The 13,030-nt window shown below is 62.1% G+C and carries 13 protein-coding genes; 7 read left to right on the top strand and 6 right to left on the bottom strand.

Annotated features, from left to right (window positions below):
• Positions 1-106: 106 nt before the first annotated feature.
• From tauD to tauA, 4 genes are read right to left on the bottom strand one after another with little or no spacing between them, the layout of a single operon-like run.
• Positions 107-940: a taurine dioxygenase gene (gene tauD, locus ACMGF5_RS07765; protein ID WP_281868393.1), complete on the bottom strand. Its 834-nt coding sequence runs from the start codon at positions 938-940 to the stop codon at positions 107-109.
• 52 nt (positions 941-992) lie between these two features.
• Entirely contained in the window at positions 993-1,832 is an 840-nt protein-coding gene (gene tauC / locus ACMGF5_RS07760; RefSeq protein WP_125924696.1) for a taurine ABC transporter permease TauC, read from the bottom strand.
• Entirely contained in the window at positions 1,829-2,617 is a 789-nt protein-coding gene (gene tauB / locus ACMGF5_RS07755) for a taurine ABC transporter ATP-binding subunit (protein WP_115273131.1), read from the bottom strand. The genes tauC and tauB overlap by 4 nt, the downstream gene beginning before the upstream one ends.
• A 13-nt stretch (positions 2,618-2,630) precedes the next feature.
• Entirely contained in the window at positions 2,631-3,602 is a 972-nt protein-coding gene (gene tauA, locus ACMGF5_RS07750; protein ID WP_119687945.1) for a taurine ABC transporter substrate-binding protein, read from the bottom strand.
• Positions 3,603-4,102: 500 nt separating this feature from the next.
• Here tauA and ACMGF5_RS07745 point away from each other — a divergent pair, with 500 nt between their 5' ends.
• The 7 genes from ACMGF5_RS07745 (at position 4,103) to ACMGF5_RS07715 (ending at position 10,686) form a co-directional block, all read left to right on the top strand.
• Positions 4,103-5,434 (top strand): OprD family porin, encoded by a 1,332-nt coding sequence (locus tag ACMGF5_RS07745; RefSeq protein WP_119687944.1) that lies wholly within the window; start codon positions 4,103-4,105, stop codon positions 5,432-5,434.
• 166 nt (positions 5,435-5,600) lie between these two features.
• Positions 5,601-6,239, top strand: a complete 639-nt coding sequence (locus ACMGF5_RS07740) for a peroxiredoxin (RefSeq protein ID WP_012316733.1) — start codon at positions 5,601-5,603, stop codon at positions 6,237-6,239.
• 395 nt (positions 6,240-6,634) lie between these two features.
• Positions 6,635-7,600 carry a sulfonate ABC transporter substrate-binding protein gene (locus ACMGF5_RS07735; protein ID WP_251962613.1) on the top strand — a complete coding sequence of 322 codons (966 nt, stop codon included), beginning with the start codon at positions 6,635-6,637 and terminating at the stop codon, positions 7,598-7,600.
• Positions 7,601-7,660: 60 nt separating this feature from the next.
• Positions 7,661-8,809 carry an FMNH2-dependent alkanesulfonate monooxygenase gene (gene ssuD, locus ACMGF5_RS07730; protein ID WP_414157697.1) on the top strand — a complete coding sequence of 383 codons (1,149 nt, stop codon included), beginning with the start codon at positions 7,661-7,663 and terminating at the stop codon, positions 8,807-8,809.
• Between the two features lie 10 nt (positions 8,810-8,819).
• The gene (gene ssuC / locus ACMGF5_RS07725; RefSeq protein WP_196997181.1) at positions 8,820-9,617 is read left to right on the top strand and encodes an aliphatic sulfonate ABC transporter permease SsuC; all 798 of its coding nucleotides are present in this window, start codon (positions 8,820-8,822) and stop codon (positions 9,615-9,617) included.
• Complete coding sequence (ssuB, locus tag ACMGF5_RS07720; RefSeq protein ID WP_414157696.1) at positions 9,614-10,426, top strand: aliphatic sulfonates ABC transporter ATP-binding protein; 813 nt, start codon at positions 9,614-9,616, stop codon at positions 10,424-10,426. Before ssuC ends, ssuB begins: the two co-directional genes overlap by 4 nt.
• A 44-nt stretch (positions 10,427-10,470) precedes the next feature.
• Positions 10,471-10,686, top strand: coding sequence for a TOBE domain-containing protein (locus ACMGF5_RS07715; protein ID WP_008095172.1), 216 nt, complete (start codon positions 10,471-10,473; stop codon positions 10,684-10,686).
• Between the two features lie 122 nt (positions 10,687-10,808).
• Here the strand turns inward: ACMGF5_RS07715 and ACMGF5_RS07710 are convergent, their stop codons facing one another.
• Both ACMGF5_RS07710 and gshA read right to left on the bottom strand, forming a co-directional pair.
• Positions 10,809-11,435, bottom strand: a complete 627-nt coding sequence (locus tag ACMGF5_RS07710; RefSeq protein WP_161871806.1) for a TetR/AcrR family transcriptional regulator — start codon at positions 11,433-11,435, stop codon at positions 10,809-10,811.
• Positions 11,435-13,012, bottom strand: a complete 1,578-nt coding sequence (gene gshA / locus ACMGF5_RS07705) for a glutamate--cysteine ligase (RefSeq protein WP_174141979.1) — start codon at positions 13,010-13,012, stop codon at positions 11,435-11,437. Before gshA ends, ACMGF5_RS07710 begins: the two co-directional genes overlap by 1 nt.
• Positions 13,013-13,030 lie beyond the last annotated feature (18 nt).

Raw genomic sequence — 13,030 nt, 5'->3', positions numbered from 1 at the left:
TCGCTGGGGCCGCTTTGCGGCCCTTTCGCGACACAAGGCCGCTCCTACAGGCCTGTAGGAGCGGCCTTGTGTCGCGAAAGGAGGCCAAAGGCCTCCCAAGGTTCTTTCAGAACGGCGCATCCCCCAGGATGGTCGCCCGATGCATCACCCGCCGGTTCGGCCGGTAATCATCCACCGCAAAATGCTGAGTGACGCGGTTGTCCCAGAACGCCACGTCGTTCTCCTGCCAACGCCAGCGGATGCTGAACTCCGGCCGCGTCGCATGGGCGAACAGCAGCTTGAGCAGCGCCTCGCTCTCCAACTCGCTCAGCTCATTGATCCGCGTGGTGAACCCTTCATTGACGAACAACGCCTTGCGGCCGCTCACCGGGTGCGTACGAACAACCGGGTGTGACAGCGGCGGGTTGTTGCGCCGGGTCGCTTCCCAGCGCGCCAGGTCCTCAGGCGTAGTGCCAAAGCGCTCGAGCGGGAACGACTTGGTGAAATCGTGCGTTGCAGTCAGGCCATCGAGCATCTCGCGCAGCGGGGCCGACAGGGCTTGGAAAGCGGCAATGCCGCTGGCCCACAAGGTATCGCCGCCATAGGCCGGCAACTGCTTGGCACTGAGCACCGCACCCAGCGCCGGGGTCGGCAGGAAGGTCACGTCGGTGTGCCACACGGCATTATCGCGTACGTCGGTGACCGCGGTGTCGAGGATCAGCACCTGCGGGGTTTGCGGTACGTTGGGGTAGATCGGGTGGATGTGCAGGTCGCCGAAGCGCGCGGCAAAGTGCGCTTGCTGCTCGGGTGTGATCGGCTGGTCCCGGAAGAACAGCACCTGGTGTTGGAGCAGTGCCTGCTCGATGGCGTCGCGCTGCTCGACGGTAATCTCGCGGCTGATGTCCACGCCGCTGATCTGGGCGCCGAGGGCCGGGCTGAGGGGGGTAACGGTCAGGCTCATGTCTTTTCTCACTCCAGGCGCCGGGTAGCCGGCGTGGTCAGTCCGCAATCGGTCAGTGGCTTTGCCCATGCCAGGGCACCAGCTTGCGCTGCAGGGCGCGCAGGCCCATCTCCAGGGCGAAGGCGATCAGGGCGATCAGCAGGATGCCCAGCACCACCACGTCGGTCACCAGAAACTGCGCCGCCGACTGCACCATGAAGCCCAGGCCGCTGGTGGCAGCGATCAGCTCGGCGGCCACAAGGGTCGACCAGCCCACACCCAGGCCGATACGGATACCGGTGAGTATGTCGGGCAGGGCGCTGGGCACGATCACATGGCGGATCAGTTGCACCTTGGTCGCCCCCAGCGATTGCGCAGCGCGCAATCTGGCCGGGTCGACGGTGCGCACGCCGGTGGCCGTAGCGATGGCGATCGGGGCGAAGATTGCCAGGTAGATCAGCAGTACCTTGGACAACTCGCCGATACCGCACCAGATGACGATCAGTGGCAGGTAGGCCAGTGGCGGTATGGGGCGGTAGAACTCGATCAGTGGGTCGAGGATGCCGCGGGCCACACGGTTGTAGCCGATGGCGATACCGGCCGGGATGGCAGTCAGGGTCGCGGCAACCAGCGCCAGGCCGATGCGGCCCAGGCTCGCGCCCAGGTGTTGCCACAGGCTGGCGTCCATGTAGCCTTGGGTGAGCAAGCTCCAGGCTTTGGCCAGGATGTCGCCGGGCGCTGGCAGGAACAGTGGCTCGATCCAGCCGGCGGCGGTCACCAGCCACCAGACCAGCAGCAGGCTGGCCAGGGTTAGCGTGCTGATCCAGCGGGTGGAAAGCTGGCGGCGCGCTTTATCAACGGGCCGGGCTTGGCTGTCGCGCTTGCTGGCGACCGGCAGATCAAGGCTGCTCATGCGTGCTCCTGCAGGCTTTGGCGTTGAGAGAAAACCCGCGCCAGCACATGCTCGCGGGTTTCAATGAAGCGTGGGTCAGACTTGATGGCCCGGGCCGATTCGCCAGCGGCATAACGTTGGCCGAAGTCCAGCTGCAGGCGCTCGACCACGCGGCCTGGGTCTGGGGCCAACAGCACCAGTTCGGTTGCAAGGAATACGGCTTCTTCAATGTCGTGAGTGATCAGGAACACCGGTTTGGCGGTGCGCTGCCAGACCTGCAGCAACAGTTCCTGCATCTGCTCGCGGGTGAACGCATCGAGGGCGCCGAACGGCTCGTCCATCAGCAGTACCCTTGGGTCGGCCGCCAGCGCGCGGGCCAGGCCCACACGCTGCTTCTGGCCACCGGACAGTTGCCAGATGCGCCGCTCGCCAAAGCCATCCAGATCGACCAGTGCCAGCATTTCCCGTGCCTTGGCCTCTCGCTCGCCGCGGGCTACACCAGCCAGCTCCAAACCGAAGGCGACGTTGCCCAGCACGTTCTGCCACGGCAGCAGAGCATCGTCCTGAAACACCACGCCGCGTTCGGCGCCGGGGCCTTGCACCGGCACGCCGTCAAGGGTGATGCGCCCGCCGCTGGGGGCGACAAAGCCCGCGATCAGGTTGAGCAGGGATGTCTTGCCGCTGCCGGAGGGGCCCAGTGCTACCAGCAGCTGGCCTGGGCCCAGGCTGAGGTTGATGTCGGCCAGCACAGGGGTGCTGGCGCCGGGGTACTGTGCGCTGATGCGCTCCAGTTCTAGCAAGGCCATGACGGGCTCCGGATCAATTGGGCAAGAACTTGGCGCTGACGTAGGCCGAATAGTCCGGCAACACGGCGTCGACCTTGCCTTGCTGCTTGAGGAAGGTGGCGGTGTCGGTCAGCGCTTGAGTGGTCGGTGCACCCAGGGCGTTGGCCTGGTCGGCGGCCAGCGGGTAGACGTTGCCTTGCAACAGAGCAGGAATATCACTGGCCTTGGCACCGGACAGCTTCACCAGCTTGGCCACGTTGTCCTTGTTGGCCAGCCAGGCCTGCGGGTCTTTGCGGTAGTCGGCGTAGGCGTCGAGGGTGACCTTGGCAAAGGCTTTGACCACCTCGGGGTGCTTGTCGGCGAAGTCCTTGCGCACGATCCAGGCATCGAAGGTCGGTGCGCCTTTCTCGGCCAGCTCCCCGGAGGTGATCAGCACCTTGCCGTTTTCCTTGGCCACACCCAGGGCCGGGTCCCAAACGTAGGTGGCGTCGATGTCGCCGCGCTTCCAGGCAGCGATGATCGCCGGTGGGGCGAGGTTGAGGATCTGCACCTTAGACGGGTCGATGTTCCAGCTCTTCAGCGCGGCCAGCAGGCTGTAGTGGCCGGTGGAAACAAAGGGCACGGCGACTTTCTTGCCGATCAGGTCTTGTGGGGTCTTGATGCTGTCGCGGGCCACCAGCGCTTCGCCGGCGCCGATCTGGGTGGCGATCAGGAAGGTTTCCACCGGCAGCTTGCGGGTGGCGGCAGCGGCCAGCGGGCTTGAGCCCAGGTAGCCGATCTGCACGTCGCCGCTGGCCACTGCAGTGATCACATCAGCGCCGTTATCGAACTTGCGCCAGTCGATGCTGGCCTTGCTGGCTTTTTCGTAGTCGCCATCGACCTGGGCCACCTTGGCCGGGTCGACGGTGGTCTGGTAGGCGACGGTCAGGTCGGCGGCCTGGGCGAACCAGCTGGTTCCGGCGAGGGTCAGGGCGGCGAGCAAGCGCAGTGGCGTGTGCGGGATCATGGTCGAACCTCTTGTCAGGCAATCGGTGTGCTGAATGGCAAGAAGGCTAGATGATCTAAGAAATAGAAAATAAATAACTTTTTGGAATTAGCATAGGAGCCATTCGCTTTAAGCTGAAGGGCTTGATCAGGCTTCTGGGTGAAGACCAAGTGAAATGGTCGGTCTTTTTCCGCTTAACAGGGCGATTGGAAATAAGGATATGAGCAAACGTTTGCAAATAACCTAAAGCTATTACAAGCGTCTGCCGATACAGCTTTTGGCAGTAAAGGTTTCAACCATATGCCTTAAAAATCTTACAAATTCATAAAACGGTCATTTTGGATTTATAGGATTGTCATTATCCTGTAGCGCAGGTGGCGTCTTAGACCAAAGTCGTGAAATGTTCAGTAACGATTGACTTGCTGGTCACTCTTTGGGACTAAATCGCCAGTCCACGGTGAGCAGGGCATCAGATCCCGCCGCCAGAGATACACAAAAATTAGAACGTAGAGGAGCAAAACATGTACAAGTCCAGCCTGGCTCTGGCCGTGGCACTGGGGGTTCTCGCCCAACAAGCAGGCGCTGCCGGTTTCGTTGAAGACAGCAAATTGTCTTTGAGCTCGCGCACCATGTATTTCAATGGCGATAACCGTGAAGCGCACGCAAGCCGCTCCACGAACTTCGAGCGTCCAGATCAGCGTGAATCGGGCCAAGGTTTCAAGCTTGATTACATCTCCGGCTTCACTGAAGGCACCGTCGGCTTCGGCGTTGACGCTCAGGCGCTGTGGGGCATCCACCTGGACGGTGGTGAGGGTTATCACAAGAGCGGTTTCTTCCCGGATGACGGCAAAGGCTCCGCAGCCCAATGGGCCCGTTTCGGCGCTAATGCCAAAGCTCGCTTCTCCAAGACCGAAGCTCACTTTGGTAGCGCCCTAGCACCAAACCTGCCAATTCTCGTTTCCAACGATGGCCGTCTGCTGCCACAAACCTTCGAGGGTGGCACCATCCAGTCGAAGGAAATCGACAATCTGACCATCAACGCCGGTCAGCTGACCCACGCCATGGGTCGTGCGTCGAGCAACCGTACCGGTCTTTCGGTACAGGGTGCTACTCAGGAGAGCAACAAGTTCCGCTACGCTGGTCTGGATTACAAGCTCACTCCCGACCTGACCTTGCAGTACTACTACTCGAATCTGGAAGACTTCTACAAACAGCACTTCCTGGGTGCCACTCACGTCTTCAAGATTGCTGACGACCAGTCGTTCAAAACCGACCTGCGCTACTTCGATAGCAGCAAGGACGGCCGTAATGGTGAGGCCGGTTACGAGTTCAAAAACAATAACGGCTACGCCAAAAACCCAGGCGAAGTGGACAACAAGACTTGGTCCGCCATGTTCACCTACACCTTGGGCGGCCACGCTCTGATGTTGGGTCATCAGCAGGTCAGCGATGATGGTGGCTTCGTCTGGCTGAACCAAGGCAGCCTGGTCGATGAAGGCGCTGGCGGTTCCAGCTTCTACCTGTTCACCGACAGCATGATCAACCAGTTCGCCAAGGCCGGTGAGAACACCACCTTCGGTCAGTACTCGTATGACTTTGCTCGCCTGGGCGTGCCTGGCCTGAAAGCATCTGTTTCCTATCTGCGTGGTGAAGATGGCCGTAGCACCAATGGCAACGGCACCTTCAGCGAGTGGGAACGTGATGCGCGCGTCGACTACGTCCTGCAGGAAGGCACGCTTAAAGGTCTGGGCTTCAGCCTGCGCCAAGGCGTCTATCGCGGCACCGGTTCGGGCTCTGCGAACGATCAGGATCAGACCCGCTTCATCGTCAACTACACTTACAACTTCATGTAAGACGTAGTTGGAAAAAAGAGCCTCGCCTAGTGCGAGGCTTTTTTGTGCGCGCATTTGTAAATTCTATTAAGTTATAAATAGAGAATTATTTATTCCTTTTATCTTTCTGCGGATGCAGGCACATTGAACCTCACAAGGCCAGCCCATAGCCAAGGAGCCGCACCACATGAGCCTCAAACTCGGCGACATCGCCCCCGACTTCGAACAAGATTCCAGCGAAGGTACGATCCGCTTCCACGAGTGGCTCGGTAACAGCTGGGGTGTGCTGTTCTCTCACCCGGCCGACTTCACCCCGGTGTGCACCACCGAGCTGGGCCTGACCGCCAAACTCAAGGACGACTTCGCCAAACGTGGGGTCAAGGCCATCGCCCTGTCCGTAGACCCGGTCGACTCGCACCACAAGTGGATCGAGGACATCAACGAGACCCAGAACACCGTGGTCAACTTCCCGATCATCGCCGACGCCGACCGCAAGGTTTCCGACCTGTACGACCTGATCCACCCGAACGCCAGCGACACCCTGACCGTGCGCTCGCTGTTCGTCATCGACCCGAACAAGAAGGTGCGCCTGACCATTACCTATCCAGCCAGTACCGGGCGCAACTTCAACGAAATACTGCGGGTGATCGACTCGCTGCAGCTCACCGACAACCACAAGGTGGCCACGCCAGGTAACTGGCAGGATGGCGACGAAGTGGTGATCGTGCCTTCGCTGAAGGATGAGGACGAGATCAAGCAGCGCTTCCCGAAAGGCTACCGCGCTGTAAAACCCTACCTGCGGCTGACCCCGCAACCCAATCGCTGAAGCATTCTCGTTGCATTGCTCTTAGCCATAGCAGGGATATTCGGGCCGTTTCGACGGCCCTTTTTTATGCCTGCACAAACCGCTTCAGGCGTGGGGCTGCTGCGCAGCCCATCGCGACACAAGGCGCGGTTCCTCGTAGGAGCGGCCTTGTGTCGCGAAAGGGCCGCAAAGCGGCCCCAATATCAAAGAATCACCAAAGTACTTTATGGAATAAACAAATGAAAAAATATGATTTCTAGGAATATACCAAGGCTGCTAATGTCAGCCCTCAGGTGCAACACTTCCAGCGCTGGAGCATCTGAACCGGCACAACGGCTTTATCGCGTCATCCACCTTACTCGCCCGTCAACGAGGCAAGCAGGTGCAACCCGAACCTACTCGCACAGGAGAGCGCCATGCGCACAGTCTTCTTGCGTCGTGGTCTGGTCGCCCTGTTTGCGGCGGCTGTGTCCTTCGGCGTCATTACCCAAGCCCAGGCTGAAAGCCTGCGTATCGGCTATCAGAAATACGGCACCCTGGTGCTGCTCAAAGCCAAGGGCACGCTGGAAAAGCGCCTGGCCGATCAGGGCATCCAGGTGCAATGGACCGAATTCCCCGGGGGCCCGCAGCTGCTCGAAGGCTTGAATGTCGGCTCCATCGACTTTGGCGTAACTGGTGAAACGCCGCCGGTATTCGCTCAGGCCGCGGGTGCCGATCTGCTCTATGTGGCCTACGAACCGCCTGCGCCGCACAGTGAAGCGATCCTTGTACCGAAGGGCTCGCCGATCCAGTCGGTGAAGGAACTCAAAGGCAAGAAAGTTGCGCTCAACAAAGGTTCGAACGTTCACTACCTGCTGGTCCGCGCCCTGGAAGAGGCCGGCCTCAAGTACAGCGACATACAGCCCGTCTACCTGCCGCCGGCCGATGCCCGCGCCGCGTTCGAGCGTGGCAGCGTCGATGCCTGGGTGATCTGGGACCCGTACCAGGCCGCCGCCGAACAGCAGCTGCAGGCACGCACCCTGCGTGACGGCAAAGACCTGGTCGACAACCACCAGTTCTACCTGGCCACCCGCAACTACGCGACCCAGCATCCGGCTGTGATCAACGCCCTCATCGAAGAAGTACGCGCCGTGGGCAAATGGTCACAGGCCAACCCGCAGGAGGTGACCGACCAGGTCGCTGCGCTGCTCGGGCTGCCCGCCGACATCACCCTGACTTCGGTCAAGCGCCAAGGCTACGGTGCCGCGCCGCTGACCCCCGAGGTGGTGGCCGCACAACAGAAAATCGCCGACACCTTCCAGGCGCTGAAGCTGATTCCCAAGCCGCTGAGCATCAAGGACGTGATCTGGACACCCCCGGCCAAGGTCGCCAGCGCGCCTTGATTGATTCGCCTGTGCCGGGGCGCCGCTGTGGCCCTCGCCACCTTTGAGGAGACAACTCCAATGAGCCTTAACATTTTCTGGTTCCTCCCCACCCACGGTGACGGCAAGTACCTGGGCACATCCGAGGGTGCCCGTGCGGTCGATCACGGTTACCTGCAACAGATTGCCCAGGCCGCCGACCGTCTCGGCTTTGGTGGTGTGCTGATCCCTACCGGGCGTTCCTGCGAGGATTCCTGGTTGGTGGCAGCATCGCTGATCCCGGTGACCCAACATCTGAAATTCCTGGTTGCCCTGCGTCCAGGCATCATTTCGCCGACGGTCGCGGCGCGCCAGGCGGCAACCCTGGACCGCCTGTCCAACGGCCGGGCGCTGTTCAACCTGGTCACCGGTGGCGACCCCGACGAGCTGGCCGGTGATGGCCTGCACCTGAACCACCAGGAGCGCTACGAAGCCTCGGTCGAGTTCACGCGTATCTGGCGCAAGGTGCTGGAGGGCGAGAACGTCGACTACCAAGGCAAGCACATCCAGGTGAAGGGCGCCAAGCTGCTCTATCCGCCCATTCAGCAACCACGCCCGCCTCTGTATTTCGGTGGCTCGTCCGAAGCCGCCCAGGATCTTGCTGCCGAGCAGGTCGAGCTGTACCTGACCTGGGGCGAGCCACCAGCCGCTGTTGCCGAGAAAATCGCTCAGGTGCGGGAGAAGGCTGCCGCGCAAGGTCGCGAAGTACGCTTTGGTATCCGTCTGCATGTGATCGTGCGGGAAACCAACGACGAAGCCTGGGCCGCGGCAGACCGCCTGATTTCGCACCTGGACGACGACACCATCGCCCGTGCCCAGGATTCGCTGGCGCGCTTCGACTCGGTGGGTCAGCAGCGCATGGCCGCATTGCATGGCGGCAACCGTGACAACCTCGAAGTCAGCCCCAACCTGTGGGCCGGTGTCGGCCTGGTACGCGGTGGCGCCGGTACCGCGTTGGTCGGTGATGGCCCGACTGTCGCGGCACGGGTCAAGGAGTACGCAGACCTGGGGATAGATACCTTCATCTTCTCAGGTTATCCACACCTGGAAGAGTCCTACCGCGTTGCCGAGCTGCTGTTCCCGCACCTGGACGTGCAGCGCCCGGAGCAACCGCAGACCGGTGGCTACGTGAGCCCGTTCGGCGAGATGGTGGCCAACGACATCCTGCCCAAGTCCGTGTCGCAGAGCTGAGGGCGCAGCCATGAGTCGTGCAACGTCCTCCACCCTGACCCAGCGCCTGGCGCCGTGGGCGCTGCCGGTACTGCTGTTGGCTGTCTGGCAGCTGGCGGTCAGTGCTGGCTGGTTGTCGACGCGCATCCTGCCTGCACCCAGCGCCGTAGTCAGCGCCGGTGTCGCGCTGGTACGCAGCGGTGAAATCTGGACCCACCTGGCCATCAGCGGCTGGCGTGCCGGCCTGGGCTTTGTGATCGGTGGCAGCATTGGGCTGGTGCTGGGCTTCATCACCGGTCTGTCGAACTGGGGCGAACGCCTGCTCGACAGCTCGGTGCAGATGATCCGCAACGTGCCGCATCTGGCGCTGATCCCGCTGGTGATCCTGTGGTTCGGTATCGACGAGTCGGCAAAGATCTTCCTGGTCGCGCTGGGCACGCTGTTCCCGATCTACCTGAACACCTACCACGGTATCCGCAACGTCGACCCGGCGCTGGTGGAAATGGCCCGCAGCTATGGCCTGTCCGGCTTCGGCCTGTTCCGCCAGGTGATCCTGCCGGGCGCGTTGCCCTCGATCCTGGTCGGTGTGCGCTTTGCCCTGGGCTTCATGTGGCTGACCCTTATCGTTGCCGAAACCATTTCGGCCAACGCCGGTATCGGTTACCTGGCAATGAATGCCCGTGAATTCCTGCAGACCGACGTGGTGGTCCTGGCCATCGTCCTGTATGCCGTGCTCGGCAAGCTCGCCGACCTCGCCGCCCGCGGCCTGGAACGTGTCTGGTTGCGCTGGCACCCGGCCTACCAAGTCGCCAGGAAGGAGGGCGCATGACCATTCTCAAGGAACAACCGCCGCGCTTGTTGCGGGGTATCCCGCTGGCCGCCAATAGCTTGCGCAAGACCTTTGGCCAACGTGAAGTGCTGCGCGGTATCGACCTGCACATTCCGGCCGGCCAGTTCGTTGCCATCGTTGGGCGCAGCGGCTGTGGCAAGAGCACCTTGCTGCGCCTGCTGGCCGGGCTCGACCAGCCCGGCGCCGGTGAGCTTCTGGCTGGTGCCGCACCGCTGGCCGAGGCCCGCGAAGAAACCCGCCTGATGTTCCAGGACGCTCGCCTGCTGCCTTGGAAAAAGGTGATCGACAACGTCTGCCTAGGCCTGTCCGGCCACTGGCGCCCCCGTGCGCTGGAAGCACTGGAGGCGGTTGGCCTGGCTGACCGCGCCAATGAATGGCCGGCAGCGCTCTCGGGTGGCCAGAAGCAGCGCGTGGCGTTGGCCCGGGCGCTGATTCATCAGCCACGCCTGCTGCTGCTGGACGAGCCGCTGGGTGCGCTGGATGCCCTGACCCGTATCGAGATGCAGCAACTGATCGAACGCCTGTGGCGTCAGCACGGCTTCACCGTGCTGCTGGTCACCCATGACGTCAACGAAGCCGTTGCCGTGGCCGACCGGGTGATCCTTATCGAGGACGGCGCAGTCGGCCTGGACCTCAACGTCGATCTGGCTCGGCCAAGGGTGCGTGGTTCGCACCGTCTGGCCGCGCTGGAAAGCGAAGTGCTCAACCGTGTTCTGTCGGCCCCGGGCACTGCGCCCGAGCCGGACCCTGTAGCCCCTTTGCCCACGCAACTGCGTTGGGCGCACTGAATGACTCACTTACCAGACTGAAGCCATAGAGAAGGAAGCACATCATGACTATCAAAGCCATCAACGTCCGCAACCAGTTCAAAGGCACCGTGAAAGAAATCCTCGAAGGCCCGGTATTGTCGGAAATCGATGTGCAGACCGCCTCCGGCATCGTCACCTCGGTGATCACCACCCGCTCTGTGAAGGAGCTGGAACTGCAGGTGGGCAGTGAAGTGATCGCTTTTGTGAAATCGACTGAAGTGTCCATCGCCAAGCTGTGATGTGGGCATTTGGGGCTGCTTTGCAGCCCTTTCGCGACACAAGGCCGCTCCTACAGGGGAACGCGATTTCCTGTAGGAGCGGCCTTGTGTCGCGAAAGGGCCGCAGGGCGGCCCCAGCAAGATCAGCGTTTAGTAAGAAACGGCGGCAGGTACAAGCCCAGGTACGCCTCGAACACCCGCTTGCCTTCCTCGGCCATGCGCGGGGTGATCGCCTCGTGCAACTGTACCGAGCGCGCATACACCCGGTCGCTCAACTCCATGGCCAGTGCAAACACATCCACGTCCGCAGGCATTACCGGCAACCGGAAATGCTGGTCGAACAGCTTGTGCATCAACTCACCCAGCTCCATGTCGTGCTGCCGGTCCGCCTGCACCACTTCGCTCAGGCCATGCTGGGCCAGGATCAACTGACGCGCTGCAGCATCCTCGTTGTAGATGTCGAGCATGCGCTGTTCGATCAACCGTGAAAGCTCATGCCAGGTGCCGAGCGCACTGCTGTCTATCGGTGCGCTCAACGCCTCGCGAAAAGCCCGGTGCACATCGGCCGTCAGCGCTTCGAGCAGTGCCGGCACGCTGGCAAAGAAGTGATACACCGACGAGGGTGGAATCTGCGCCCGTTCGGCCACGCTGTAGATCGACAATGCTGCCACCCCTTGCTCGGCCAACAGCTCGCGCGCCGCCGCCAGGATCGCCTCGATCCTGGCCTGGCTGCTGGCGCGCGGCTTGCGCGGGGTGGTGCTGCGGGTCATCAGTTGCTGATCGCCAGGATGCTGGCCTGGTAGGCGCCGACGAACTGGTCGAAGTCGCCGACTTCCTGCTGCTCGAGGCGTGACTGCTCGGCCAGCGAATTGCGGGCGAGGGTCTCGTAGGCTTGCTGGCGCTCTGTGGGCAGCGGTTGCTCACGGAACGTTTGCGCGTGCAGGCGGCTCTGGCGCAGCGAGAACTGGATGAAGCTTTCCTCATGCTCGCTCATGCGCGCGAGCACCTGGGCCGATGGCGTCAGCGAAGCGTCGTCGACTTTGGCCTGCTGTGCGGCCAGGGCTTTGGCATGTTCGTCGCCGCCTTGAGCGTGATCGAGCAGCTCAGCCAGTTGGCCGATGCGCCCAAGCAAGTCGCTGGCCCAGGCTTTCAGCTCGATCGGTTGGCCGTCGCGGCGCAGCTCAAGGCCTGGGCGACGGCCTTCCTTGACCACACTCAGGAAGTTGTCGGTGCATTGGCCGCATTCGCCATTGTCCAGCAGCGGGCTGTCTTCCAGGGCACAGAACAACAGAAACGCATCCAGGAAGCGCGCCTCGGTCAGGTCGATGCCTACCGGCAGGAACGGGTTGATGTCCAGGCAGCGCACCTCGACGTACTGCACGCCGCGTGAGGTCAGGGCCTGGATCGGCCGCTCGCCGGTGTAGGTGACACGCTTGGGGCGGATGTTCGAGTAGTACTCGTTCTCGATCTGCAGGATGTTGGTGTTCAACTGCACCCATTCGCCGTCCACATGCGTACCGATTTCCACATAGGGCGGGTAGGGCGTGCCCACCGCCTTGCGCAGGCTGTCGGTATAGCTGGCCAGATTGTTGTAGCAGGGGGTGAGGCCGGCCTGAGCATTGCTCTGATAGCCCAGGTCGCTCATGCGCAAGCTGGTAGCGTAGGGCAGGTACAGGGTTTCGGCGTCCAGCTCTTCGAGCTGGTGCGGGCGGCCACGCAGGAAGCCTTTGTCCAGGGCTGGCGAGGCACCGAACAGGTACATCAGCAGCCAGCTGTAACGGCGGAAATTGCGGATCAGCGCAATGTACGCCGCCGACTGGTAGTCGCGGTCGCTCTGGTCGTTGCCCTCGGCGGCGCGCAGCAGCGGCCACAGCGCTTCAGGCAACGAGAAGTTGTAGTGGATGCCGGCGATGCACTGCATGGTGCGGCCGTAGCGCAGGGCCAGGCCCTTGCGGTAGACGTGCTTGAGCTTGCCGATGTTCGAGGTCCCGTACTCGGCGATCGGGATGTCCTCCTCGGCCGGCAGCGTGCACGGCATCGACGGGCTCCACAGCAATTCGTCGCCAAGCTTGCTGTAGACGAAGCGGTGAGTTTGCTCGAGGCTTTCCAGCACTTGGGCCGGGTCGGGCAGGGCCGGGGTGATGAACTCCAGCAGCGACTCGGAATAATCGGTGGTGATCTGCTCGTTGGTCAGCGCCGAACCCAGGTTTTCCGGATGCGGGGTCTGAGCCAGGCGACCTTCGTCGGTGACGCGCAGGCATTCGCGCTCAATACCGTGCAGGCACTGCTTGAGCAGGGGGAGATTGGCGCCGAGCAGGCTCAGGCGGCGGTTGAGGAGGTCGCTCAAGATGGTTTCCTTCACGCA

Source organism: Pseudomonas sp. BNK-15, assembly GCF_047456105.1.
Taxonomy (GTDB): Bacteria; Pseudomonadota; Gammaproteobacteria; order Pseudomonadales; family Pseudomonadaceae; genus Aquipseudomonas; species Aquipseudomonas putida_E.
The sequence above is the reverse complement of the archived record's forward strand: the minus strand, read 5'-3'. Positions and strand labels throughout refer to the sequence as shown.

Coding starts and splice junctions, on each gene's coding strand:
- tauD (WP_281868393.1), bottom strand. CDS start 940: ATGAGCCTGACCGTTACCCCCCTCAGCCCGGCCCTCGGCGCCCAGATC.
- tauC (WP_125924696.1), bottom strand. CDS start 1,832: ATGAGCAGCCTTGATCTGCCGGTCGCCAGCAAGCGCGACAGCCAAGCC.
- tauB (WP_115273131.1), bottom strand. CDS start 2,617: ATGGCCTTGCTAGAACTGGAGCGCATCAGCGCACAGTACCCCGGCGCC.
- tauA (WP_119687945.1), bottom strand. CDS start 3,602: ATGATCCCGCACACGCCACTGCGCTTGCTCGCCGCCCTGACCCTCGCC.
- ACMGF5_RS07745 (WP_119687944.1), top strand. CDS start 4,103: ATGTACAAGTCCAGCCTGGCTCTGGCCGTGGCACTGGGGGTTCTCGCC.
- ACMGF5_RS07740 (WP_012316733.1), top strand. CDS start 5,601: ATGAGCCTCAAACTCGGCGACATCGCCCCCGACTTCGAACAAGATTCC.
- ACMGF5_RS07735 (WP_251962613.1), top strand. CDS start 6,635: ATGCGCACAGTCTTCTTGCGTCGTGGTCTGGTCGCCCTGTTTGCGGCG.
- ssuD (WP_414157697.1), top strand. CDS start 7,661: ATGAGCCTTAACATTTTCTGGTTCCTCCCCACCCACGGTGACGGCAAG.
- ssuC (WP_196997181.1), top strand. CDS start 8,820: ATGAGTCGTGCAACGTCCTCCACCCTGACCCAGCGCCTGGCGCCGTGG.
- ssuB (WP_414157696.1), top strand. CDS start 9,614: ATGACCATTCTCAAGGAACAACCGCCGCGCTTGTTGCGGGGTATCCCG.
- ACMGF5_RS07715 (WP_008095172.1), top strand. CDS start 10,471: ATGACTATCAAAGCCATCAACGTCCGCAACCAGTTCAAAGGCACCGTG.
- ACMGF5_RS07710 (WP_161871806.1), bottom strand. CDS start 11,435: ATGACCCGCAGCACCACCCCGCGCAAGCCGCGCGCCAGCAGCCAGGCC.